Origin of the sequence: Lautropia mirabilis (assembly GCF_900637555.1) — a bacterium.
In the GTDB taxonomy this organism is placed as follows: Bacteria; Pseudomonadota; Gammaproteobacteria; order Burkholderiales; family Burkholderiaceae_E; genus Lautropia; species Lautropia mirabilis.
The window spans coordinates 353,386-379,259 of record NZ_LR134378.1; the positions used below are offsets into that span (position 1 = coordinate 353,386).

General features: G+C 65.6%; 19 protein-coding genes. 14 read left to right on the forward strand and 5 right to left on the reverse strand.

The features are described 5' to 3' along the window. Positions 1–51: 51 nt before the first annotated feature. The 4 genes from EL249_RS01465 to EL249_RS01480 all read left to right on the forward strand — a co-directional run bounded on the left by EL249_RS01465 (position 52) and on the right by EL249_RS01480 (position 4,024). A complete protein-coding gene (locus tag EL249_RS01465) occupies positions 52–945 on the forward strand; it encodes a WecB/TagA/CpsF family glycosyltransferase (RefSeq protein ID WP_005674812.1) in 894 nt (297 codons plus the stop codon). A 110-nt stretch (positions 946–1,055) separates the two neighbouring features. Further along, positions 1,056–2,174 carry a non-hydrolyzing UDP-N-acetylglucosamine 2-epimerase gene (gene wecB, locus EL249_RS01470; protein ID WP_005674811.1) on the forward strand — a complete coding sequence of 373 codons (1,119 nt, stop codon included), beginning with the start codon at positions 1,056–1,058 and terminating at the stop codon, positions 2,172–2,174. Position 2,175: 1 nt separating this feature from the next. Continuing rightward, complete coding sequence (locus tag EL249_RS01475; RefSeq protein ID WP_050781980.1) at positions 2,176–3,087, forward strand: alpha/beta hydrolase family protein; 912 nt, start codon at positions 2,176–2,178, stop codon at positions 3,085–3,087. Between the two features lie 22 nt (positions 3,088–3,109). Next, complete coding sequence (locus tag EL249_RS01480; protein WP_005674809.1) at positions 3,110–4,024, forward strand: alpha/beta hydrolase family protein; 915 nt, start codon at positions 3,110–3,112, stop codon at positions 4,022–4,024. Between the two features lie 7 nt (positions 4,025–4,031). Here the strand turns inward: EL249_RS01480 and EL249_RS01485 are convergent, their stop codons facing one another. Together EL249_RS01485 and EL249_RS01490 are read right to left on the reverse strand one after the other, a co-directional pair. Then, positions 4,032–4,853 (reverse strand): tyrosine-protein phosphatase, encoded by an 822-nt coding sequence (locus tag EL249_RS01485; RefSeq protein ID WP_005674808.1) that lies wholly within the window; start codon positions 4,851–4,853, stop codon positions 4,032–4,034. A 211-nt stretch (positions 4,854–5,064) separates the two neighbouring features. After that, positions 5,065–6,150, reverse strand: a complete 1,086-nt coding sequence (locus EL249_RS01490; RefSeq protein ID WP_005674807.1) for a Gfo/Idh/MocA family protein — start codon at positions 6,148–6,150, stop codon at positions 5,065–5,067. Between the two features lie 855 nt (positions 6,151–7,005). Between EL249_RS01490 and EL249_RS01495 the strand changes: the two genes are divergently transcribed. The 3 genes from EL249_RS01495 to EL249_RS01505 all read left to right on the forward strand — a co-directional run bounded on the left by EL249_RS01495 (position 7,006) and on the right by EL249_RS01505 (position 12,008). Then, on the forward strand, positions 7,006–9,219 hold the full coding sequence (locus tag EL249_RS01495; RefSeq protein WP_169311702.1) for a GumC family protein: 2,214 nt from the start codon (positions 7,006–7,008) through the stop codon (positions 9,217–9,219). 338 nt (positions 9,220–9,557) lie between these two features. Continuing rightward, positions 9,558–10,667, forward strand: coding sequence for a glycosyltransferase family 4 protein (locus tag EL249_RS01500; RefSeq protein ID WP_005674804.1), 1,110 nt, complete (start codon positions 9,558–9,560; stop codon positions 10,665–10,667). 27 nt (positions 10,668–10,694) lie between these two features. Then, positions 10,695–12,008, forward strand: a complete 1,314-nt coding sequence (locus tag EL249_RS01505) for an oligosaccharide flippase family protein (protein ID WP_005674803.1) — start codon at positions 10,695–10,697, stop codon at positions 12,006–12,008. Positions 12,009–12,056: 48 nt separating this feature from the next. On the opposite strand, the gene EL249_RS01510 is transcribed toward EL249_RS01505, so the two are convergent. The 3 genes from EL249_RS01510 to EL249_RS01520 all read right to left on the reverse strand — a co-directional run bounded on the left by EL249_RS01510 (position 12,057) and on the right by EL249_RS01520 (position 16,628). Then, positions 12,057–13,622: a NosD domain-containing protein gene (locus EL249_RS01510; protein WP_005674802.1), complete on the reverse strand. Its 1,566-nt coding sequence runs from the start codon at positions 13,620–13,622 to the stop codon at positions 12,057–12,059. A 168-nt stretch (positions 13,623–13,790) separates the two neighbouring features. Then, a complete protein-coding gene (locus EL249_RS13300) occupies positions 13,791–15,413 on the reverse strand; it encodes a hypothetical protein (RefSeq protein ID WP_005674801.1) in 1,623 nt (540 codons plus the stop codon). 93 nt (positions 15,414–15,506) lie between these two features. Beyond that, on the reverse strand, positions 15,507–16,628 hold the full coding sequence (locus EL249_RS01520; RefSeq protein ID WP_040530197.1) for a glycosyltransferase family 4 protein: 1,122 nt from the start codon (positions 16,626–16,628) through the stop codon (positions 15,507–15,509). Between the two features lie 269 nt (positions 16,629–16,897). Between EL249_RS01520 and EL249_RS01525 the strand changes: the two genes are divergently transcribed. From EL249_RS01525 to EL249_RS01555, 7 genes are all read left to right on the forward strand, one after another. Then, the gene (locus EL249_RS01525) at positions 16,898–17,509 is read left to right on the forward strand and encodes an acyltransferase (protein WP_005674799.1); all 612 of its coding nucleotides are present in this window, start codon (positions 16,898–16,900) and stop codon (positions 17,507–17,509) included. 115 nt (positions 17,510–17,624) lie between these two features. Next, entirely contained in the window at positions 17,625–18,737 is a 1,113-nt protein-coding gene (locus EL249_RS01530; RefSeq protein ID WP_197721617.1) for a DegT/DnrJ/EryC1/StrS family aminotransferase, read from the forward strand. Positions 18,738–18,744: 7 nt separating this feature from the next. Next, the gene (locus EL249_RS01535) at positions 18,745–20,121 is read left to right on the forward strand and encodes a lipopolysaccharide biosynthesis protein (protein WP_005674794.1); all 1,377 of its coding nucleotides are present in this window, start codon (positions 18,745–18,747) and stop codon (positions 20,119–20,121) included. Between the two features lie 61 nt (positions 20,122–20,182). Further along, complete coding sequence (locus EL249_RS01540; protein ID WP_005674793.1) at positions 20,183–21,646, forward strand: O-antigen ligase family protein; 1,464 nt, start codon at positions 20,183–20,185, stop codon at positions 21,644–21,646. A gap of 27 nt (positions 21,647–21,673) precedes the next feature. Continuing rightward, entirely contained in the window at positions 21,674–22,585 is a 912-nt protein-coding gene (locus tag EL249_RS01545; protein WP_005674792.1) for a hypothetical protein, read from the forward strand. Next, the gene (locus EL249_RS01550; RefSeq protein ID WP_040532068.1) at positions 22,582–23,745 is read left to right on the forward strand and encodes a glycosyltransferase family 4 protein; all 1,164 of its coding nucleotides are present in this window, start codon (positions 22,582–22,584) and stop codon (positions 23,743–23,745) included. Before EL249_RS01545 ends, EL249_RS01550 begins: the two co-directional genes overlap by 4 nt. Positions 23,746–24,020: 275 nt before the next feature. Continuing rightward, entirely contained in the window at positions 24,021–25,784 is a 1,764-nt protein-coding gene (locus EL249_RS01555) for a hypothetical protein (protein ID WP_005674790.1), read from the forward strand. Positions 25,785–25,874 lie beyond the last annotated feature (90 nt).

Consider the following 25,874-nt stretch of genomic DNA (forward strand, 5'->3'; position numbering starts at 1 on the left):
GTATCCGTCCAGGCCTTCCCAAGGGCGTTTCAGCTTCCGCCAGAGAAACCGATGCCCAGCAAACCCCGAACCACACGGCTGTTCCATCAGGACGTCATCATCCAGCCCATGGAGCAGATCGCCGACCACTGTATCGACCTGGTCGAGACATGCCGCAGCACGGGCCGTCGCCCGGCGCTGGTCTTTGCCATGAATCCCGAGAAATCCATGCAGTCGCACCGGGATCCTGTCATTCGCCAGCTGCTGCAGCAGTCCGATGTGCTCATCCCCGACGGCATTGGCACCTGCATCGGTGCCCGCATCCTCAACGGCGTGCGCATCAAGCGCGTGCCCGGTTCGGAACTCATGCCCGAACTCTGTACCCGCGCCGAGCGCGAAGGCCTGTCCATCTACCTGTACGGTGCCTCGCCCGAATCCAACGCGGGCGCCCTCAAGACCATCCGCGCCACCTGGCCCCGCCTGCGCATTGCCGGTGCCAGCCACGGCTTCATGCCGCCCGGCACCCTCGAAGACCTCTCGCGCCTCTACAGCCCCGAGGCCGCCGACACCGTGGCTGCCCGCATTGCCGCGGCCCGCCCCGACATCGTGTTCGTGGGCCTGGGCAGCCCGCGCCAGGAACGCTGGATGGCCGACATCGGCACCCACCTGCCGGTAGGCCTCTTCCAGGGCGTGGGCGGCACCATCGACGTGCTCTCCGGCGTGGCCAGACGCGCGCCCCCCTTCTGGCGCAACCTGGGCCTGGAATGGTTCTACCGCCTCATGGAGAACCCCAAGCGGTGGCGCCGCCAGATGGCACTGCCTCGCTACCTGAGCCTCGTCATGCGCCTGAAGATGGCTCCGTCCCAGCGCCATGACGGCAGCAGCGGCACCGGCAACGTGCCTGCCTCCCCCACCCTCACCGGTGGCCATGGCAGCGCCCATTCGCCCTCCACCCTCACCGGCTGACGCCATCCCTGACGCCGGCAGGCTGCCCCACGGGTTCCGCCCCCGGGCCCTGCCGGAAGCCCTGTCCACCACCGCCACACGCTCACGCTCCCGTTCACGCTCCGTCCAACATGACCCCCATCGACATCACCCTGGTTGCCGGCGCACGGCCCAACTTCATGAAGATCGCCCCGCTCATCCGTGCATTCGGCAAGCGGGCCGGGAAGGTGCGCCACCGACTGGTCGACACCGGCCAGCACAGCGACCCGGGCATGAACCGCATCTTCTTCGAGGAACTGGGCATCCCCGAACCCGACACCCGCCTCGAAGCCGGCGGCAGCACCCACGCCGAGGTCACCGCCCGGGTCATGGTGGCCATGGAGCGGGAACTCACCGAGCATCCCGCCCACGGCGTGCTGGTGGTGGGCGATGTCAACTCCACGCTGGCCGCCGCCATCACCGCCAAGAAGCTGCAGCGCGTGCTCATCCACGTCGAGGCCGGCCTGCGCAGCGGCGACCGCGGCATGCCTGAAGAAATCAACCGGCTGGCCACCGACGCCATCACCGACCTGTTCTTCGTCACCGAGCCCTCCGGCCACGAGGCCCTGCTGCGCGAGGGGCACCCCGCCGATCGCATCCACTTCGTCGGCAACGTGATGATCGACAACCTCTTCCATCAGATCCAGCGGCTGGAGGCCAACCCTGCCAGCGGCGGCCGGGGCGCCGCCCTGCGTGCCGAACTGGGCAGCACGCCCTATGGCGTCGTCACACTGCACCGCCCCTCCAACGTCGACCATCCCGAGAAGCTGGCCGGCATGGTGGGCGTGCTGCGCACGCTGGCCAAGGACCTGCCGCTGGTCTTCCCGGTGCACCCGCGCACCCGCGCCAGCCTGGAAAGGCACCGCATCGAACTCGGCCCGAACATCCGCACCACACCGCCGCTGTCCTACATGGAATTCCTCAGCCTCTGGAAGGATGCGCAGATCATCCTCACCGACAGTGGCGGCCTGCAGGAGGAATCCAGCGCCGTGGGCGTGCGCTGCGTCACCCTGCGTGACAGCACCGAGCGCCCCGTCACCATCACCGACGGAACCAATGTTCTGGCCGGAACCAACCCCGCCCACATCCTGGAAGTGGCTCGTGCTGCCCTTTCGCAGCCAGCCTCGGGCAAGCGTCCGCTGCTGTGGGACGGACGCGCTGCCGAACGCATCCTCGATGTGATCGTCGACTCTCCCCTGTTTGCCCAATGAGATGACCCCGCCGGACAGCCTGCCCGCCACGCCCGCCCCTGCCACCCCACCCCGTACGGGCACAGGTGCGCCCCGACGACAGCGCCCGCCCTTCATCCGGCCGGTGCGCATCGGACGTGACGCCGGCGCGCTGGCCGGCATCTACCAGCCCGTTGCCGAGCCCCGGCCCGAGACCGCCGTGCTCATCTGCAACCCCTTCGGCCAGGAAGCCATCCGCGCCCAGCGCTCGCTGCGCGTGGTGGCCGAACGGCTGTCCCGGCAGGGTGTGCCCTCGCTGCGCTTCGACTACTTCGGTACCGGAGACTCCCCCGGCGAGGACGGCAGCGGCCATCTCACCCGCTGGCGGCAGGACATCCTGCTGGCCGATGTCCACCTGCGCCAGCTCAGCGGCTGCCAGACCACCATCTGGATGGGACTGCGCCTGGGCGCCACCCTGGCCCTGCAGGCGGCCGAACTCATCGGCGACCTGCCCCGGCCGCGCCGCATCATCCTGTGGGAACCCGTCCTGGACGGCGAACAGTACCTGGGACACCTGGCCCGGATGAACGAGTTCTGGACCCGCCAGCGCAACGTCACCAGCGAAGCCCTGGGCTTTGCCCTCACCACCCGCATCCGCCGGCACCTTGAGGCCATCCGGCCGAACGGTCTTCCCCTTCCGGCCGGCAGCATGCTGGACCTGCTGGGCACCAAGGACCTGCCGGGCCGCAACACCTTCATCGGCCACTGCCGCAGCCACGACGCGCCGCTCCAGGACCTCCTGCTCGAAAGCACCGTCGAATGGACCTCCAACACCGCCCTGGACAGCCAGTGGGTGCCCGACGAAGCCATTGCTGCCCTGCTGGAAATCTGCAGCCAGCCCGCCGGCACCCCGGCCAAGGAAAGCTCCCTGGCCGCCCCGCCCCAGGCGCAGTAGTTCCCAACACGGAGAGACCGGCATGGATGCATCCGTCATTCCCTATCGTGAAGAAACCCTCTGCTTCGGGCCCGAGGCGCGCCTGATCGGCACCATCACCCAGCCCGCCGACAGGCCGGCCCGGCCCGGCAGCCAGCCCGGCCTCATCCTGCTCAACGCCGGCATGCTGCCGCGCGTGGGCCCCCACCGGCTCAACGTCGAACTGGCGCGCACCGCCGCCGCCCAGGGACTCACCGCCATCCGCTTCGACCTGCCCGGCCTGGGGGACAGCGGCTTCACCAGCAGCCGCCTCTCGCACGAGGACCAGACCCGCGCTGCCATCGAGGACGCCATGGCATTGCTGGCCACCACGCCCTTTGCGCCCGACCGCTTTCTCATTGCTGGCCTGTGCTCCGGCGCAGACGCGGGCTTCCAGATGGCCCAGAACGATCCGCGCATCGTCGGGCTCTTCATGATGGAGCCCTACTACTTCCCCAACCGCTTCTCGCGCATGTTCCGCACCCTGCGCCGGCTGCGCGAATACGGCCTGCGCCGGGCCGTGATCCGCATTGCCCAGAAATTGGGCATTGCGGGTGCCCCACACGCCTCCAACGAGTCCAGCGCCCTGCCGCTGCCGGCTCCCGAGGAAACCGTGCGCCAGGCCCCTTCACCCGCACGCTTTGCGCACGACCTGGAGGTCCTGCTCAAGCGCGGCGTCAACATCCGGCTGGTCTACGCCAACACGCTGATGGGCCGCTACGACCTGCGCCACCATCACCACCACATCTTCAGCCGCCTGGGCCAGCCGGCGCACTTCGCCGTCGAGATGGTGCCCCACACCGACCACGTCTTCACCCGCATCGAGGCCCGTCGGCACCTCATCCGCGGCATGGCCGCCTGGCTTCAGCACTTCCAGGCCCAGCCCCCGGCCCCTGAAGCGGAGCCGGGCGCGGCCTGACGGGGGCTCAGTTCGCGTACATGCGCTGCGGGATGACGCCCTGCGGCGCAGCCGCCGGCGTGGCCTGTTGAGGCTGCGCCAGCGGCAGCTCCTCACCCGGCTCGGCCACCCGTTCGGCCAGAATGCGCGCCGGGTTTTCTTCCGTCAGCCGGTAGGCAATGCCCATGCCGAAATGCTGGGACAGATAGCGGCGTGCCTCGCCCATGCGCGGCGGCCGATGCGCCAGATTGTGCGCATCGCTGGCCACCACATGCGCCAGCCCGCGCGTCAGCAGCGTGTGCGCCGTCTGCCCCGCCGAACGCCCGAAGGCGCCAACCACCGAGGCCGCCGTCAGCTGCAGCATGCAGCCCATGTCCACGAAGGGCTTGATGATGTCCGGGTTGCGCATCACCGCCTTGTTGCGCTCGGGGTGGGCAATGAGCCAGTGCACCCCCTGATCGGCGAACATCCGGCAGGCCACATCCGAACCGTGCGGAATGGCCCCATCCGGAAACTCCAGCAGCATCATCTTCTTGCCGTTGAGCCCGCCGATCATGGGCAGCTCGCCCCGGGCGAACATGTCGAACACGTCCGGATGCAGGTGAACCTCGCCGCCCAGCCGCACGTCCAGCGGAATGCCAGCTTCCCACAGCGCCTGCCGGTACTCGGCAAACACGGGCAGCAGCGACGAGCGCTGGTTGTCGAACACGCCGGGGTAGACATGAGGCGTCAGCACCGACGTATGGATGCCGTTGGCCACGGCCGCACGCGCCAGCTCCAGCGCGTCCTCCATCGTCCGTGACCCGTCATCCACGCCCGGCAGCAAATGGCAATGCAGATCGATCATCATCCCGTCCTCAGTTCGTGCCGGCCTGGGGCCGACAGCCTTCCCGGCCTGTGCCGGCCCAAACCCTATGCCGTGCCCCGTGCCTGGCCCGGTTGCAACACCGGCCCCCGGCACCCAGCCCGGCCCAAAGAACGAAACCGGCCAGATGGCCGGTTCCTCATGCGTTCAGGCGGCCGGGCTCAGAGCGCCCGGCCCGGCCATGCCGGGGCAGCGCTCAGACCGAGCCCACGGCATCCTGCCTGAATTCATCGATGGCCACCTCGCGGCCTTCCCAGGCCGACCGATAGCCTGCCGACAGCAGTGCCAGCGAGCGCAGGCCCTGCGAGCCGTCGGTATCCGGCGTGGCGCGTCCGCGCAGCACCTCGATGACGTTGTGATAGTACAACGGATGGCCGAAACCATACACCGAAGCCGTCTCGTAGTTCGAATTGAGGATCTGCTCGTCCTCGGGACGCTTGTCCTCGAACTCCCAGTGCTCGATCTTGTTGACGGCCACACCGCCCACCTTCACGGTGCCCTTCTCGCCCAGCACCACGATGCTGCCTTCCATGTTCTTCGGATAGGTCAGCATGGTGACGTTGATGCTGCCCAGCGCACCGTTCTTCCAGCGCACGCTCATCACGCCGGTGTCCTCGGCCTCAATGTCACGTGCCAGCGTGGCCGTGTAGGCATGCACCCGGTCGACGGGGCCGATCATCCAGTCCAGCAGGTCCACGTAGTGGCTGGCCTGGTTCATGAAGGCACCACCGTCCAGCGCCCAGGTGCCGCGCCAGGGGGCGGCGTCGTAGTACGATTGCGGCCGCGTCCAGAAGACGTTGATCACCGCCATGTAGATCTTGCCGAAGCGGCCCTGACGGATGGCATTGCGCAGCGCCTGCAGCGTGGCGTTCTTGCGGTTCTGCTTCACCACGAACAGGTACACGCCGGCCTTCTGACAGGCGGCGTACATGGCCAGGCCGTCCTTCCAGCGGGTGGCCATGGGCTTTTCGCTGATGACATGACGCCCGCTGCGCGCCACCTCGATGGCCTGCTCCGAGTGCAGGCCCGAAGGCGTGGTCAGCACCACGATGTCGGCCGTGGTTTCCTTCAGCATGTCGGTCAGCGAGGCATGACCCCGGGCGCCGGTACGCGCCACCGCCTTCTGCAGGGCTTCCGGATCGATGTCACAGACATCCACCAGTTCTGCCTGGTCGGCGTGTTTTTCCAGCGCATCGAAGTGATTGGCCGAAATGCGGCCACAGCCCACCAGCGCGAAGCGGATCTTGCGGCTGTCTGGGACTTTTACGGTATTTGAGACCAAGGGTAAGACTCCTTCACGAACACTCGGCGTTGTGCTGCGAACATCGATGCACATCGGCCATTGCTCGCGGGTTGCTGCCAACGATTCCGGACAGGCCCGGCAGGCCGCGCAGCTTCTGGCTGCACCTTGCACCGGGTCCCTCCGTCGGAAACCATCCGCTCAACATCGCGGGAAAGCCAAGCATAGCCAGTTCGCGTCATGCCAGGGACCAAGAAACGCACAGATCACCCAACAGCCAGGGTGATGAGCATCTCACCATAGTCAGCCACTAACGAAAACACCATGCAATAGCTTCAAGCAGCAATCCGTCGCCGCGGAACCCCTACATGATGCACGCTGCCTCCACGTGGCCATGTGTCGGCAGGTTACATAGGTTCTTTCAAAAGTGCCAACCATCCGCATGTTTCGGTTACACATACGTTTCAAATAGTGGCGATGGCCAAGAAAACGACAGAAAACTTTCCACTTCGACCGCCTGCACCTCCGAAATGACCGCCCGACAGACATCACTTTCCGGAACACACCGGACCGCTGCGCGTGACCCATGTCACGGCAAGGTTATATAACCCCGCTGACAAAGCCGATCTCCAACAGACTTTTGTCAATGACGGCATAATTCCGTGTTGGCAGAAACAGGGGCTTGCGCCTATGCTGCCCGTCTACCGGGTCAGCCCTCGTGGCCGGCGCCCGCCCGTCGGGGGCTCTGCCTGCCCCGCGCAGGCATCCGGAAGAGCCCCGCCATGGACCTCACGTCCCCCCGGAGCCCCTGCCAACCCCCAGACAAACAGCCCGCAGTCCGCTCGTAGCGGTCTGCCTCCGATATCCATCGAACCGCGGCAACCTTCCACTATGAACATGTCCAATCCGTTTCCCGTTGACGACGACCTGCCCATGGCCGAGCCGGTCGGGGTCGCACAACGGCCCGGAGTCGCACTCGTCCGCAGCGCGGCGCCCACCTTCGGCACCTATCTGAGCATCGTCCGGGAACGTAAATGGCTGGTGCTCGGCACGGCGGCCGTCGTCACGGTGCTGGCCACCGTGGCCGTCAACCTGATGACGCCCATCTATCAGGCCAGCGCCACCATCCTCATCGAGAACAACAAGCGCAGCGTGGTGCCGCTGGAAGAGATCTATGGCGTGCCCGCCGGCAGCCGCGAGTTCTTCCAGACGCAGGCCGAGTTCATGCGTTCGCGCGAAGTGGGCATCCGCGTCATCAAGGCACTGGGCCTTGAGAACAACCCCTACTTCAATCCCGAACTCACCCCCGAAGGCAAGGAACAGGCCGCCGAGGGCAACGTGAAGGAACTGTCCCAGGAAGCCCTGGAAGAGCAGGTCCTCATGCGCTACAAGGCGGGCCTGGACATCTCGCCCATCAAGAACAGCCAGCTGGTCGAGATCCGCTTCGAGTCCCCGGATCCGGTGCTGGCCGCCAAGATCGCCAACCAGACGGCCGAGTCCTACATCACGGCCGACCTGGACGCGCGCTTCGACATGCAGCAGACCGCCAGCCGCTGGCTGAACGACCGTCTGAACCAGCTGCGCACCGACCTGGAAAACGCCGAAGCCAACCTGCAGGCCTATCGTGAAGAGATCGGCCTGGTGGCCACGCCCACGTCGGCCCTGGGCGGCAACGAGCGTCAGCTCGACAACTCCTCCGACCGCCTGATCGCGGCCCGCGTCGAGCGCCAGCGCCTTGAACAGGTCTATCACCAGGTCCAGCGCGGTTCCCGCAACCGCTACGAGGTGCCCGAGGTCTTCAACAACCCGGCCGTGGTGGCCGCCCGTGCAGCCGAAGCCAACGCCGAGAAGCGCATGGCCGAGGTGGCCGGCTCCATGGGTGCCTCGCACCCGGCCTACAAGCAGGCCCAGAGCGAACTGGAACTGGCCCGCAGCAGCCTGCGCAAGCAGTCCGAGGCCGTCATCTCCAGCATCTCCAAGGCCTATGAAGTGGCCCGCGAGACCGAGCGTGCGCTGGAACAGGAAGTGGCTTCCTCCAAGGGCAACATCCAGGAGATCAACCGCAAGGAAGGCAAGCTGAACGTGCTGCAGCGTGAAGTGGCCACGAACCAGCAGATCTACCAGACCTTCCTGGCCAAGGTGAAGGAAACCGACGCCACGGCCGACTTCCAGAACCCGATTGCCCGCGTGGTCGACCCGGCCGTGCCGCCGCTGCTGGCCGCCAAGCCGCCCAAGCCGCAGCTCATCCTGCTGGCCGCGCTCATCGGCACGCTGCTGGGCGCCATGCTGGCCATCAGCCGCGAGCAGAAGAACGCCGTCATCCGCTCCAGTGACGAAGTCCAGGAAAAACTGGGCGCCCCGCTGCTGGTGGCCGTGCCCAAGCTGACCGGCGAAGATGCCAAGCAGCTGCCCATGCTGCAGCACCTGCAGCCCCAGTCGCTGTTCTCCGAGTCGGTGCGTTCTGCCCTCACCGGCGTGCGCCTGTCCCTCATGAACGTCGAGCGGCCGGTGGTGGCCTTCACCTCCACCCTGCCGGGCGAGGGCAAGTCCACCATGGCGGCCAGCTTCGCCATCGAGCAGGGCCGCACCAAGCGCACGCTGCTGATCGACTGCGACATGCGCAAGCCCGCCGTGCGCCGCATGCTCAACATCCCCGAGAACACCAAGGGCCTGAGCGACCTGTTCCATGGCGAGCCCATGGAGAACTGCGTGCTGCCGCTCAACGACCTGGACATCTCGGTGCTGGTGGCCGGTACCCGCGCCCGCAATGCGCATGACCTGGTCATGAGCCCGCGCTTCACCGACGTGCTGGAGCAGCTGAAGGAGCACTTCGAGCTGATCGTCATCGACACCCCGCCGCTGGAGCTGGTGTCCGACGCGCTGCCCATCGGGGCCAACGCCACGGGCCTCATCTACGTGGTCAAGGCCAACTCCACGCTCATCCCCATGGCACGTCGTGGTCTGGAGCGCATCGCCGCCGCCAACGTCCGCATTCTCGGCGTCATCCTCAACAACCACGACTTCGAGAAGGCCGGCCGCTACTACGGCGAGTACAACACCTACGGCGAGACCTACGGCCAGGGCTTCTACGGCGAAGGCCACCAGGGCTGATCCTTCAGCCCGCTCAGGCAGTGACCTTCCCGGAAGGTCACTGCCTGGCACCCGGCGCGCATGGCAGGCCGCATCACACTGCCATGCGCCCCATGAAAAGCGCCCCGCGAGGGGCGTTTTTCATGGGGTGACACACATGCAACCCGGCATTTCAGAATTGTCATTCCGGGTAACAGATCCTATACATCATGTCGTTGCCCCTGCACATCCGTAGGGTATGCTTTCATAGTAAAAGAACCGACACATCTTTCTCTTCCGGTTCCTCTGGCGTCGCTTCACGACAATCCGTGCCGCATGCCCTCCGCACGGATCGCCAGGCCGGAGAGACCGCGTTTCCCATGCCCAGAATTGCGCTGCTGACCCGTTACGACACCCAGGGAGCCTCCTCCCGCGTCAGGACCCTTCAGTACCTGCCCGTGCTGCATCAGGCCGGCATCGAGACCGAACACTTCCCGCTGTTCGACAACGACTACCTGAAACGCATGTATGGCGGGCAGAGCATCAATCTGCAGCGCCTGCAGCTGCTGGCCCGGCGCATCCTGAAGATGCCCTCCATCACCGGCAGCGGGCGCTTCGACCTGCTCTGGATCGAGAAGGAGCTGCTGCCCTACCTGCCCTTCGGACTGGAAAAGTGGCTGCTGGACAATGGCGTGCCCTACGTGCTGGATTTCGATGACGCCATCTTCCACAACTACGACCAGTCCGGAAATCCCCTGGTGCGGCGTCTGCTGGGCCACAAGATCGACCGCCTGATGGCGGGGGCCCGCCTGGTCATGTGCGGCAACGGCTATCTGGCCGCACGCGCCCGCAATGCCGGCGCTCCGTGGGTCGAGATCCTGCCCAGCACCATCGACTTCGAGAAGTACCGCCCCCTGCCAGCGCCGCAGCAACCGGTCATCTCGGCCGACCATCCACTACGCATCGTCTGGATCGGCTCGCCCTCCACCTCCAAGTATCTGGAAATCATCCGCCCGGTGCTGGAGCAGCTCACCAGCCGCTACCCGCTGGAGCTGCGCGTCATCGGCGCCGAGGCACGGCAGTGGCCCGGCGTGCAGAGCGTGCACATCCCCTGGGCCAGCGACACCGAGGCCAGGGAACTCAACCAGTCCCATCTGGGCATCATGCCGCTGGAAGACACGCCTTGGGAACAGGGCAAGTGCGGCTTCAAGCTCATCCAGTACATGGCGGCCGGCCTGCCGGTCATCGGCAGTCGGGTCGGCATGAACATCGACATCGTGCAGTCCGGCGTCCACGGCTTTCTGGTCAGCGGCCCCGAGGAATGGACGCAGTCCATCGAGACACTGGCCGCCTCACCGGAGCTGCGTTCGCGGATGGGTGCCGCAGGTCGCAAGGCCGCCGAGAGCACCTACAGCATCGCCGCCGTGGGTCCGCAGCTGGTGCAGCTGCTCAAGCAGGCCGCCGGCCCTGCCGCCGCGCGCACCGCCTGACCCGCCTGCAGCCCTCGACAGACAAGCATGTACCGATCCAAGATCCTGTGGTCGCTCGCCGGCCTCTTCTCCACGCCGCTTGCGGCCTTCTTCTTCATTCCGCTGCTGCTCTCGCGCATCGACAACGAGCGCTTCGGGATGATCGCCCTGGCCTGGACGCTGCTCAGCTACGCCTCGGCGCTGGACCTCGGCATCGGCCGGGCCACCACCCAGTACGTGTCCGCCCTGCGCGGCAAGGGAGACCTGGCCCAGATCCCGCCGGCCATCGACGTGGCCTGGCGCCTGTCCATCACCTACAGTGCCATCGGCGTGGCGCTCTTCCTGGTGGCGGTCGGCTTCGACGTGGAAAGCCTCATCACCTACCGCAACATCGGCGCGCAGGAACTGAAGATCGCCACCATCATCCTCATCTTCACGCTGCCGGTGCAGGTGCTCAGCGCGCTCTATCGCGGCATCATCGAGGCCTTCGAGGACTTCCGCGTCCCCAGCATCGTGCGCATGTACCTGGGCGTGGCCAATTTCGTGGCACCCATGCTGGTGTCGCTCTTCAGCCAGTCGCTGGTGCCGCTGGTGGCCTCCATCCTGATCAGCCGCGCCGTCGGGCTGTTCATGCTGTACTTCAACGTGCGCAAGAAGATGCACGCCCTGCGGACCAATCTGGGCAGCCAGGCCCTCCAGGCCAGCACGCCGGCCCAGCGACGCAGCATCCGCGTGCAGCTCAACCGCTTCGGCAAATGGATGACGGTCAGCAACATCGCCCATCCGCTGCTGATGCAGTCCGACCGCTTCATCATCGCTTCGGCCATCTCGGCGGCGGCCGTCACGGCCTACTACATCCCCAACGAGATCATCCTGCAGAGCACCATGATCGCCTCGGCCATCACCAACGTGATGTTCCCGATGCTGACCGCGCGCCTGCAGCATGACGCCGGCGAAGGCCACCGCATCTTCGTCATGTGGCGCAACCGGCTGCTGCTCATCTCGGCCGCCATGTACATCGTGCTGTGCCTGGCCTTCCCCACCATCCTGCAGTTCTGGATGGGCGACAAGGTGGGACCGGAATCCGCCACGCTGGGCCGCATCATCTGCCTGGGCGCCTTCTTCTACACCGTCTCGGTCATCTACACATCGTACCTGCACGCCCAGAGCCGGGTGCGCGCCTGCGCCACCATCCAGCTCATTGAACTGGCCGTCTACATTCCGGCCCTGTACCTGTCGGCCCGCTTCTTCGGCCTGCAGGGCGCCGCCATCTGCTGGGTGGCACGCGCCATCTTCGACGCCGTGGCCCTGGCCTGGGTCTCGCGCCGGCCGGCCAGCACACCGGTCTCCGCGGCCACCTGACGCCGCATGCCGGGGCACGCCGCCCCGGCTCCTTCCCCCTGGGGACGTTCAGATCCCTTCGATCTGCGGGATGATGGCGCGGTCCACCATCTCGCTGAAGTGCTTGCCCCCCCGGGGCAGCACCAGCTGGTCACGGCGCGGCACCGGCGCAAACTCGTTGCCCACCAGCTTGATCTGCCGCAGCAACCCCGCCTGACTTTCCGACAACTCCAGCAGCGGCCCCCGGCCGGTCCATTGCACCTGATTGCCGGACAGCTCGCACATCAGCAGCGGATACTGCCCCCGATCGTCGCCCACCTGAGCCAGCACGTACACCGGCACGTTCATCGACGTGGCCCGGATCTCGTTGCCCACGATGCGCACACCGTACATGCCGCGATCGGTGAAATGGTCGTCAGCCCCGCGCAGCCCATAGCCCCGGTGGCTCTTGCGCCGCAACTTGCTGTTGAAGGCCGACTCCACCGCAATGTAGGCGCGGCCTGCCGGCCCGGACAGCCGGTTGCCCCAGAAGGAGTTCTCGTTGGCCACCACCGCGCAGTAGATCATGTACTTGGGCAACCCCTCGCTGCCCACTTCCACCTCGTTCATGTAGAAGTCGTTCTTCGACGCCCCCACATAGGCCTGCAGCAGCCCCTCGCCCCGCGCCCGGTTGTTGCGGATGCGGTTGTAGCTGACCGTGTTGAACGATGAGCCGTAGGCCAGATGGATGGACGAGGACAGCGAATCCGTCAGCTCGTTGCCGGTAATGACGTTGTAGTGGGACTGGTGCTGGATCGACATGCAGCGGATCTGGCCCTGCAGCTTGTTGTCCTGCACCAGGCTGCGTCGCACGCCCAGGAACGAAATGCCGTAGTAGGCACCACTGATCTGGTTGCCCTCCAGCAGGTTGTCGTGCGCCGGCACCGGAATGTCCGGCAGCACGAAGCGCCGCAGCCAGCTCTCGCGCGGGGAACTTTCCCCCGCCGGCAGCAACCGCTCGGCCTCGATCTCGATGCCGAAGCAGTCGTGGTCGGGCAGAGGCTCCACCTCGATGACGTTGTTGCGGAACACGTTGTAGGCCACGGCACGCGTGCTGTTGATGCCGTTGCTCATGCCCCGCACATAGATGCCGTGACCCACCTGCACATGGCGGATCCGGTTGTCCACCACATGCACACCCTGGGTGTCGATCAGGTAGATGGCGGCCGCCTGGTCCGGGTAGGTCACCTGGCACTCGATGGACAGGCCGGAGACCAAGAAAGGATCCTTGATCGGGTCCCGCTCGGCCAGCTCCCGCACCAGAAAGCCCGCCCGTTTCGAGCTGCTCTGCAAGCGGATAAGGCTGCCCTTCTCACCCTTGACGCCCGCCATGGCGCCCGAGAAGCTCACCTGGTCGGTAATGACGTATTCACCGGCCGGAAACACCAGCCAGATGCCCTGCCGCGCGGCCGCCTGGGCAGCGCGGATCACCGCCAGCGTGTCGTCATCGCGTCCGTTGGCCTTTGCCCCGTACTCCAGCGGCGAGACGACCCGATCCAGGCGACCGGGCCCCGTGGGCGTGGCGGCCCGCAGCTGCTGGGCCATCAGGAACGTGGCGGCACCGGCCCCCAGCGTCTTCAGAAACTCCCTTCTCATTTTTCCTCCGAGGTTCGCGGTGATCGATCCGCCCACTCATCGAGCAACGGCCCGCCCGCCAGATCGGTCGACCTTCCCCGGAGCCCGGGCGTCCCGCAAGGCTGCAGGAACGTCCGCACAAGGCTGCCGTGCCGGATCATGCTGGGCACGGCGCCTGCCGCAAGGCCCTCAGCGCAGCCGCCCCGGGTTGCCCCGCACGGGGCGCGGGCCCATGGCCTGCTGACCAGCAGCCCGCTGACCGGCGGGCCGTTGGCCGGCCGGGTAGACCTGTCCCGCCGGACGTTGGCCGGCCGGGTACTGTCCCATCGGGCGCTGGCCGGCCGGGTATTGCTGCACCGGTCGCTGCCCCGCCGGGTACTGCTGCACGCCGCGCTGGCCGGCGGGGTACTGCTGCATGCCACGCTTGCCGGCGGGGTACTGCTGCATCCCGCGCTGACCGGCGGCCGCGCCCTGCCGCGCCGCCATGGCACCCGGCATGACGGGAGCCGGCATCGGGCCGCGCACCACGCGCGAGCCCCGGCGCCGCACCCGTGCGTCAAACATCGACGTGCCCGGATGGCGCACCAGGAAGATCGTCACCGGAAGTACATACATCCAGTGGAAAGTGTAGGCCTCGATGTACGGGTTGGTGGCGGCAGCAATGAACGCACTGGCACAACCTGCAAACAGGAAGACATCGAAATTGGTCAGCCGCTTGTGCTTCCAGGTCTCGAAAACGCCCCAGCCATAGCGGATGAACGGCCAGGCATAGACAAGCGCACCCGCAAAACCGACGCGATAGATGGTTGCCAGCAGCACGATCTCATAACGCCAGGGATACATCTCGCTACGGATGTAATTGACCCCGATGCCGTGCCCGGCACCAATGCCGAAGGAGGAGATGATGCCATCGAACAGCGCATTGGCCTGGTTGGTACGTTCGGAGCCGCCACCGCCGGACAGCTCTTCCCAGAAACCGCCAATGATGTAGAGCACGTCCACCTCGGTGAAGCTGCTGAGCAGGATGATGAAGACGATACCCGCCAGCACGGCAATGCCCACCTGCTTGCCCAGCGCCCAGGCAATGGTGCCGGCGCGCTGGCCGTGGATGCCGGGGCGCAGCAGCGCCCCCAGCACCAGCCCCACGGGCACCGACAGCATGAGGGCCGAACGGCCGGAGGTGACCGCCACCACCACCAGGATGCCCAGCGTGATCAGCAGCTTGGTGCCCATCTCGCCGACGGCCAGCATGGCAAACATCGCGCTGGACATGAAGAGCAGCGTGCCATAGACGTGCATCGTGGCGCCCGAATAGCCGTCAACCAGGTTGACGTTGGCGTTCTCGGGCTCGATGAAGAAGCTGACTGCCTCAGGGCCACCGTTCAGGAACAGGTAGAAGAACAGGCCCACGCTGGCCGCGCCGAAGATGGCGTTGTTCTCCATCATCTTCTCGAGCGAGTCGCTCTCGAAGGTGGCCAGCACGCCGCCGGCCACCAGGATCCAGAGCGCAGGCGACACGATGTAGATGAAAAGCGTCTGCAGCAGCGCCTCGTTGCTGGCGCCGTTGACCAGCCCCACCACCAGATACAGCAGCGTGACGGCCGACGAGGCCGCATGCATCCAGACCACCCGCATGAAGGCGGGCGAGAAATTGGTCAGCGGCCAGCCCAGCGCAGCGGTAAGCGCCAGAAAGCTCACCGACACCGGCTTGATGGAGTTGGGCACGACCATCGTCAGGAACAGCAATATGACGAAGGACCAACGGAAACAGATCGGCAGCCATGCCGATCTGGCGTTATTCTGAGCAGCCATCTGGCTGTTCCTCACTGAGGGAAAATGGCAAACCCCCGATTCAACCACCAGAATCGGACAGGCGCCAGATAAAATCAGAGAACGTGACCGGAGTTACTCTGTAGCGGCAAGAATATCGACGTTTACTTTTCTGACGTCAAATTTTTCAAGTGCCAGCTGGTAGCTGGCTTCGCCGTGGCGCTCCATCAGCCCCGGCTCGGTCAGATAACGTTCCATGGCAGCCACCAGGGCCGGCACATTGCGCGCCGGAATCAGGCAGCCGTTCACGTCCTGCGTCACCGTCTCGCGGCAACCCGGCACATCGGTGGTGATGACGGGCCGGCCCATGGCCAGGGCCTCCAGCACGGTACGCGGCAGCCCTTCGGAATACGACGGCAGCACGCAGACGCTGGCACGCGTCACGAAGGGACGCACATCCTTCACCCCCCCCTCGTAGCTGATCACGTCGGACGTGGCCCAGCTCTCGATCATCGACTCGGGGATGGCATCGGGCGACGAGTCCTTGTAGCCGATGATGATGAAGCGCGCATTCGGGTACTTCTGCTTCACCTGGGTGGCCGCTTCCACGTACTCGCGGATGCCCTTGGCCTTCAGCAGCCGGGCGGCCAGCAGGAAGGTCACTTCCGGCCCCGGGGGCAGCGGCACCCGCGCAAACTGCGTCAGGTTCACGCCCGAGCCGTTGACGATGCGGGTCTTCTTCATGGGCACAAGGCCCTTTTTCACGAAGAGCGCCCGATCATCGGGATTCTGGAAAATGGCATTGTGCACCGGCACCATGGCCTGGCGATAAAGCTGCGAAGCCAGGCCCTTGAGCGCATTGCGCTTGGCGCTGCCGCCATGAAAGGCAAAGCCCAGCCCGGTGATCATCGGCACAAAGCGCAGATTCCGGACCCCCGCCGTGCGCACGGCCAGCCCGCCATAGACCACCGGCTTGATGGTGTAGCAGATCAGCACGTTGGGGCGGACCCGCCGCAGCAGCTTGCGGATGGCCAGCATCGTGACCATGTCGCGCAGCGGGTTGATGCCGGTACGGTGCAGCGGCAGCGGCACGAAATCGGCCCCCAGCGCATGGATCTGGTCCAGCACTTCAGGCGTGAGCGGCGCGGCGGCAGCGCCCGTCACCTTGTAGCCCCTGGCCACCAGGTCCCGGATGAGATCGGCGCGAAACTCGATCAGGGATTCGGCCATTGCACCAATGAGAAGAGCACGCTTCAAGACTGTATCGCCAAATGAATCAGGTTAAGGTATGTGCCAGCGGCGTCGGGGATTTTATCAGCGTCCCGGATACCCCACGGCCAAATACCTACATTCACAAAGGCCTGAAGCTTTTCGTCATGTTAAGACACAAGAGATACGCACAATGTGCCAGCTCAGTGTCCAATTCCTCACCAGTGCTCATTCCTGCCTTCCGGTGAATGGCGGCCACCGCTATCATTCTCTGTAGATGTAACGAAGGCCCCCACCACCGACAACAGGCCAAGAACATGGAAAAGACCAAAACCGCTCCCACCACCATTCACCCCAGCGCCCTCGTCGACGAAGGCGCACAGATCGGTGAAGGCACGAAGGTCTGGCACTGGACTCACGTCAGCAGCGGCGCCGTCCTGGGCGAGCGCTGCTCGCTGGGCCAGAACGTCTACGTGGGCAACCGCGTCGTCCTGGGCAACAACGTCCGGGTGCAGAACAACGTCTCCATCTACGACAACGTCACCCTGGAAGACGACGTGTTCTGCGGCCCCAGCATGGTCTTCACCAACGTGCTCAACCCCCGCGCCCATGTCTCGCGCAAGCACGAATACCGCAACACCCTGGTGCGCAAGGGTGCCAGCATCGGCGCCAACGCCACCGTGGTCTGTGGCACCACCATCGGCCGCTACGCCTTCATCGGCGCCGGCGCCGTGGTCTCGCGCAATGTGCCCGACCACGCCCTGATGGTCGGCGTGCCCGCACGCCGCACCGGCTGGGTCTGTCAGTGCGGCGTCAAGCTGCCCAACCTGTCGCATGGTCAGGACAGTGCCATCGTTCACTGCCCCGAGTGCCACACCGGCTATAACATCACACCACACGCCTGCGAGCCCACCCAGCCCGAGGCCTGATTTCCAACCCCGTCACGGCGGTGCCCTGCCGCAAGCCCGGCACCGCCCCTGGGCGCCAGCAAGGCGCCAGTCCAAGCCGCAAGAAGAAGCCATCATGCTCGCCCCCCTGCAACACATCGATTTCATCGACCTCAAGCAACAGTACCGCCGCCTGAAACCCGCCATTGACGAGCGGATGCAGGCCGTGCTCAACCATGGCCAGTACATCATGGGGCCGGAAGTGGCCGAGCTTGAGAAGCGCCTGGCCGAATACGTGGGCGTGCGCCATGCCATCGGCATCAGCGACGGCACCACGGCGCTGCAGGTGGCCATGATGGCCCTGGGCATCGGCCCCGGTGACGAAGTCATCACCACCCCGTTCACCTTCATCGCCACGGCCGAGACCATCAGCCTGCTGGGCGCCACGCCGGTGTTCGTCGACATCGATCCCGACACCTGCAACCTGGACGCCAACCTGCTGGAAGCGGCCATCACGCCGCGCACCCGCGCCATCATCCCGGTCAGCCTGTACGGCCAGTGCGCCGACATGGAAGCCATCAACGCCATTGCCGCCCGCCATGGCCTGCCGGTCATCGAGGACGGCGCCCAGAGCTTTGGCGCCACCCGTCACGGCAAACGCTCGGGCAGTCTGTCCACCATTGGCTGCACCAGCTTCTTCCCCAGCAAGCCGCTGGGCTGCTACGGTGACGGCGGCGCCTGCTTCACCAACGACGACGAGCTGGGCCGCAAGATGTCGCAGATCCGCCTGCATGGCCAGTCCAAGCGCTACGTGCACTCGGCCATTGGCGTCAACGGCCGGCTGGACACCCTGCAGGCCGCCGTGCTGCTGGTCAAGCTGGATCACTTCGACGAGGACGTGAAGCTGCGCGCGGATGCGGGCGCCCGCTATGCCCGCCTGCTGGCCAACGCCGCCCACCCGCAGATCCGCCCCGTGACGGTGGCCGAAGGCAACACCAGCGTCTACGCCCAGTACACCGTGCGCGTGCCCAACCGCGCCCGGGTCATCGAGGTGCTCAAGGCCAACGGCGTGCCCACCGCCGTGCACTATCCCATGTGCCTGCACAAGCAGCCGGTCTATGCCAGCACCCCGCTGGCCGCCCAGAGCTTCCCGCACGCCGAGAAGGCTGCCGACGAAGTGCTGAGCCTGCCCATGTACCCGGACATCGACCACGCCCTGCAGGCCCAGATCATCGATCACCTGGTCGCCGCCGTCGAAAGCACGCTCTGATCCTGCCGTGAGCGAGTCCACCCCCAGCCCCGCCCCGGACGCGGACAACCATTCCGCGTCCCCGGCGCCCACCGCGCCGGCCACCCCGCCGGCTGCGGCCGCACCGCGCCAGTCCTCCTACATCCGCACCGTCCTGAAGGTGCTGACCGGCAGTGCGGCCGCCCAGGCCATCCCGCTGCTGGTCATGCTGCTGCTGGCCCGCCTGGTCAGCGTCGAGGCGCTGGGGGTCTATGCCATCTGGCAGGCCGTCATCTACATCGCCATCGTGCCGGCCACGGCCCGCATGGAAATCCTGCTGGTGGCACTGCCGCTGGCCAGCGACCGCCGCAAGGCCTTCCGCATCGGGCTGTTCAGCAGCATCGGCGTGGGCCTGCTGCTGTCACTGGTGGCGGTGCTGGCACACGGCTTCATCGAACAGCGCCTGCCCGGCTGGCCCCTCTCGGCCTCGGTCCTGGTGGGGCTGGGCACCTGGGCGCTGGCCATGCAGACGCTGTGGCTGGCCATGGCCGTCACCTCCGGCGCCTTTGGTGTGGTCAACCGCATCCGCATCACCTCGGCCGGCCTCACGGCGCTGCTGCAGGTGGTGCTGGTCCTGTTCTGGCCCAACGGCATGATGCTGATGCTGGGCTTCGTCATCGGCACCAGCATGGGCAGCTGGGCCGCCTGGCTGGGCCTGAAGGAATTCCTGCTGGCGCATGACCTGCCCGATCCGAGCGGCCGCCACAAGCCCTGCCAGACCTACGGCGAGCTGATGCGCACCCACGGCAAGACGCCGATGATCGCCCTGCCCGCCGCCCTCATCAACACGGTGGCCCAGCAGATCCCGCTGCTGCTTACCGGCACCCGCTTCGGCGAGCACGCCGCCGGCCTGCTGGGCACGGCATGGCGCACCATCTCGGCGCCCATGTCCATCATTTCCAACTCGGCCCAGGACGTCTTCAAGAACAAGGCCGCCGAGGAGTTCAACCGCACCGGCCAGTGCCGGGCCGCCTACAAGCAGACCCTGCGGCTGCTGGCCTTCCTGGGCATCTTCCCGTCGGCCGTGCTGCTGTTCTGGGGGCCGCCGCTGTTTGCCCTGGTCTTTGGCGAGAAATTCCGCGCCGCCGGCGAGATCGCCCAGGTCTTCGCGCCGCTGCTGTTCATCCGCTTCTTTGCCAGCCCGCTGGGCTACACGCTGCTCATCACCCGGCAGGCCAAGCTGGACCTGTACTGGCAGATCGGGCTGCTGGCCGTGAGCCTGGCCGCCTTCACCCTGCCCCAGGAGGCAATGACGGCCATCAAGTGGTTCTCTGTGGGATATACCGCACTCTATGTGGTATATCTGCTACTACAATGGCGTGCGGCTGGGGGCCAAGGCAATCGCCATACCCCACCCAGCGCCTGATCGAGCCTCTTGCCCCGCCGCCCTGGCCGGGCAACGAACCGGAACGGCCCAAGGAACCCACATGGCGGCTCACCTTCTCAAGAAAACACGGTCGCACCAACCGACCCTCTTCGATACCTTCGGCTACGGAAGTCGGCCCCAGCGTCCTTCGTCGTTCAGCACGATGCTGGTCAGTGCGGCCTTCTTCTTCCATTTCGGCCTGTTGCCCATCCTGTGGAACGTGGCTACCAGCGTGCCCAGCATCGTCTGGACCGGTACCTCGACCGGCCTGCTCTGTCTGGCTGCCCTGGCCGCGCGACACAGCAGCATCACCAGCCGCAAGGTCTCCATCTGCACCATCACGTTCCTGTTCGCCTATCCCATCTTTGGCTGGATCAGCTACAAGGCCTGGGGCCAGTACAGCGGCGAACGCGAGACCATGCTGCTGCAGACGCTGCCCATCATGCTGCTGGGCCTGGCGCTCTATCTGACCGGCGCAGCCGCCCGCAGCCACCGCATCTACCGGACGATCTGGATGACGTGGTTGCTGATGGCGTGCTATGTCCTGCTCAACGCCAAGAACTTCTCCGTCGAGAACCTCTACCAGACAGCCACCGAGACCGGCAACAAGCTCACCTATCAGCAGCTGGGTGACTCGTTCGCCATCTGCAGCACCATCCTGGCTGCCCGCATTCGCCAGGCGCCGCAGCGCTGGCTCTTCATTGCGGCCGCCATCGGCCTCATGTTCATCATCCCGTCCCGCAGTGCCGCGTTCTTCGGCACGGCCTCGCTGCTCACCGTCATCGTGCTGTTCGGCGGGTTCTTCACGCGCGTGGTGGTGATCGGCCTGGTGGTGGCCATTGGCCTGGGCTACGAGACCGGGCTGTTCGCCCAGCTGTTCGAGGGTACGCGCTTCCAGATTGCGTTCACCCCCGGCAGCGAAGACGGCTCCTGGAGCACCCGCCAGGAAATCATGAATCACGGCATGAACGTGCTCACCAGCCGGCCATTCACCGGTGAATGGGCGTTCCAGCTTGGCGAGATGAAGTTCGCCGGTCTCTACATCCACAACATCCTGGACATCTGGGCACAGACGGGCCTGATCTCCTTCCTGCTGTTCCTGGCCATCTGGGGCGCCCTGCTGGTCGCACTGATGACCGGTTTCGAGCGCTGGCCGCGCATTGCCAAGGAGACCGCTCCCCTGCTGGTCTTCGTCGTCCTGTCCTGGTGCCTGGCGCGAAACGTCACCTTCGTGGCGCTGTTCTTCTGCGTGGGCTTTGCCTCCGCAGCCCTGGAACAGGCCCGTTTTGGTCAGGTCGTCCGCCGTCACCGTGCCGACCAGCTCAACACGCAGTTCAACACGCAGTTCTCGCCCGACTCGCAGTTTGTGCACAGCCAGTTCGCCCCCAACCAGTTCGCAAACTCCCAGTTCGCGCCCCAGACGCAGCTTTCACCCGACACTCGGTTTGTGCGCAGGCACCAATACCAGGATCATCCCAAGTACCAGGATCACACCAAGTTCTTCCCTCCTGGTTCCTCTTCCTGACGGCAACCTCTCCGGATGCATCGCCCCATGAACCCATCGCCTTCCGTTGACCACGTCCCGGCGGGCCTGGCCCCTCAGGCTGAGCCCGCCATGCCCGGCCTCATGCAGCGCCAGTCGGGCCTGGCCGCCCGCGTTCGCAAGCTTGGCTGGCGGCTCTACGAGGAACTGATCCTGCCCAACCGGCAGGACGAGTACCGGCGGCTTCTGAAGCATGCCCGGGACCACGGGTACCGCGTCATCGACAACGCCCAGTGGCTGACCCTTCAGCTGGAAGGCTCGATGGCCCCCGATGAGCGGGTCCTCGTGATGCGCCACGACATCGACACCGACCCGAAGCTGTCGCTGGCCTGGCACCGGATCGAGCAGGAACTGGGCTGCCGCGCCAGCTATTACTTCCGGCAGAGCACGATGGATGCGGATGTCATCCAGCAGCTGGCCCGGGATGGTGTTCATGTCAGCTACCACTTCGAGGAACTGGCCGAATACGCCAAGCAGCATCGGCTGCGTTCACCGGCAGCCGTGCAGGCGGCCATGCCGGCCATCCACGAGCTGTTCGCCCAGAACCTGCAGACGCTGCGCACGCGCTTCAACGTGCCGATGGACGTCGTCTGCTCCCATGGCGACTGGATGAACCGCTTCCTCAAGATGCCCAACCACGTGCTACTGCAGGATCAGGCCCTGCGCGAGCGGCTGGGCATCCGCAGTGAATGCTATGACGACAACGTCATGAAACCCTTTGCCTGCTACCTGTCCGACAGCAACCCGCCTCACTACTGGGTGCGGGGCGAACCCTTCGCGCTGATCGAGCAGGGCGTCACCCCGCTGGGCATTCTCACGCACCCGAAATCCTGGCGTGCACACTGGCCGTCGAACTTTTCTGAACTGACCTGCCGTATCCGCGAGGCCCTGAGCTTCCGCTTCGGCAAAGGATGGACATGAAGCCGATCCGCATCTGTCATTTCTCCACGGTCCACCGTGGCGTCGAAATCCGCATCGTCCGCAAGGAACTGGCCTCACTGGCTGCCGCCGGCTATGACGCCCATGCCGTCATCGCCGCCACCCCCGAAGAGGTGGCCGAAGCGGCCAAGCTCGGCGTCACCATTCATCCGCTCCAGGAGCGCCCCGGCGCCGGCCGCGTCTCGCGCATGACGCGCAAGATGTACGACGCCTGGCGCCAATGTCGCGCGGTCGACGCCCAGCTCTACCACTTCCACGATCCCGAACTGATCCCACTCGGCCTTCTGCTCAAGCTGAGCGGGCGCAAGGTCGTCATCGACGTGCATGAAGATCTGGCCAACCAGATCCTGACCAAGCACTGGATCCCGGCCCCCATCCGCAAGGTGGTCTCCCGGCTGGCGCGTGGCATGGAACGCATTGCCGCCCGACGGCTGGATGGCACGGTCGTGGCCGCCTCCAAGCTCGGACCCTTCTTCGAGGACGTGGCACGCCGACTGATGGTGGTGCACAACTACCCGCTGCTGTCGGAACTGGCCAGCCCTCCCACCGAGGAAGAGGCCAACCTGCCACTGTCGGAACTGGTCAAGAAACTGCCTCCGGCCACCCACGTGGCCTACGTGGGCGGCATCTCGCGCATCCGCGGCATCTACGAGGCCGTCGCGGCCGTGGAAAAGGCCGACGTCGGCCTGGTGCTGGCAGGCACCTTCAAGACCAAGGCCGAACGCGACCAGGCTGCAGCCATGAGCGGCTGGTCCCGTGTCGACGAACTGGGATGGGTCGAGCGTGACGGCATCCGCGCTGCCCTGCAACGCAGCTTCGCCGGTCTCTGCACCCTGCACCCGACCCCGAACCACGTCAGCGCCGAACCGATCAAGCTGCTTGAATACATGGCGGCCGGCATTCCCTCCATCGTTTCCGACATCCCCGACTGGGTGGAGTTCGTCGAGAAGCACGACATCGGCCTGTGTGTTGACCCGATGGATGTGGACGCCATCGCCAAGGCCATCGTCACCCTGCGTGATGATCCGGAACGACGTGCCCAGATGGGTCGCAACGGCCAGAAGGCCGTCATGGAACAGTACAACTGGAATACCCAGGCCAAGCGTCTGGAAGCGTTGTACGAAGAGATCCTGAAGAGCTGAGGGCACCTGCCTCAGTCGGACGAGGGCGGGGAGCTGCCATATCCCCGCCCGGTGCGCATTGCCATCGATCGCCGCATCCTCGCCGTCGATACGCCCGACTGATGTTTTTGTGCAACAATACACCTAGACTGAAACCGTGATCGTTTTCCTTGACAACAGGAAAACGGCTGTTCGTCCACCACGGTCCTCCCCCACCAGTGGGGGTTTCAGTCATGTGCCCTGCCCTTCCGTCTTTCCTCTTCAAGCCGCATAGCCGCTTTCCAGGCCATCCGACCATGCTGAGTACCTGTCTTGCCCTATCCCTGACACTGGCCGGTTGCGGTGGCACGGGCCAGGACGAGACGCATCAGGAAATCGCCGCTGCCCCCATCACGGTGGACGGCCCCAGCATCACCTCGGAAGCCGCCTTCATCTTCGACCAGAAACCCGGAGAAACGCCCGACATTCTGGACTCGGCGCCCAAGGACGAGTTCGCCAATGATCTTGCCTGGGCCATGGAGCGCATCGGCAAACCGACGGCCGGACTGATGGACCTCGCATCCGGCATGCTGGTCGCCAGCGCCGAAGCGGCCACAGCCAACGACGCCGATCATCCGGACGCCGTGCATGGCACGCTGCAGCCCAAGCATCCGCGCCCCACCAACCTGCATCGCCTGAACGACCCCAACCTGCCTGAGTGGGCCCGGGACTGGGACAAGCCCAGCCGCAACGAGCAGCCCGCACAGAACAGCAACGCCAGCCAGCCCAAACCGTCGGCCGGCAGCAGCGCCGCCAATGGCAATCCGGGCAGCAACAGCGCCAGCAATAACAGCGCCGCCAGCCAGAATCCGTCTGCTGCCAAGGACCGTCTGGTCAGCGTCACAAGCGATGGATACCGGCTGAACTCCCCCGAATTCAACCGTCTCTACGGCCCTGGCGTATTCAACCAGTATGCACTGGCCAACACCATCGTCGGCTCCTATCGCAATCTGGAAACCGTCGTCTCCAACCGCTTCATGGCGCTCAACAGCGGCTATCTGGCCAGCGTGAAGCTCTACTGGCAGACCGGTCTGGGCTATGCAGGCGGCACGGGCGGCACCATTCGTCTGCGCGTCTACCCCGATGACGGCTCCAGCGCACACCTGCCCGACATGAAGGGCGAGCCGCTGGCCCAGGCTGTCTATCGCCCCGGCCTCAAACCGGGCGAAGACAAGAAATCCATCTTCCAGGACATCCCGGTGTCGCGTGGCAATCAGCCGCTGCAGGCCGGCAGGATCTATCACCTGGTGATGGACAACATCGACGCCCACCCCAACGACAACTTCATCAGCAGCAACAACGCCATCACCTACATCGGCACCGGTCGTCCGGCGCGCTGGCTGAACACCCTGGACTGGTCCACCCTGCTGGCAAAACGTCCGCGCGGCTCGCGCAATGCCTATACTTGGCTCAACCTCACCGAGAAAGGCACCACCAACAACTACTTCTCGCCCATTCTGCAGCTGACGATGACCAACGGCCAGATCCAGGGCGTTTCCGACATGGAAGGTGGCAGCGTCGATCCGAAGACGATCTTCACCGCCACCCAGGCCACACCGGTGCGTGAACGCTTCACGCCTGGCTCGGACAAGACCATCTCCGGCATTTCCTTCTCCACGGCAGCATCGGTAGGCGGACGGCTTGAGTGGCGCATCCTTCAAGGGCAGACGGTCCTGGCCAATGGCACCATCGAAGCCCTGCGCCCCAACTATCACCTGATCCGCACCAACACCAGCCTGTCAATGGGGGGCACCACCTGGTACGACATCGCGCTGCCCAAGGACATCCGTCTGCGTGCCGGCCAGACCTACGACCTGGAATTCCGTCCGCAAGGCAGCAGCCAGTGGAAATTCGGCGGCCACCGCAACGGTTCCAGCTACGGTTTCCGGTGGCCTGCAGCCTTCACGGAATCTCAGGCGCAGCACTTCCAAAACGGCAGCTGGCTCGACACCTACCACTGGAGCTACACCCAGTCACGGCGCGGCTCCAACTGGCCTGTCGTCCTGCACCTGGCACCCTGATTCATCCACCTCCCTGTCACCGGCTTTCCGCCCAGAGCAATCGCTGCCCGGAAAGTCGAAGAAAAACGGCCAGCACGCCTTGCAGCGGCT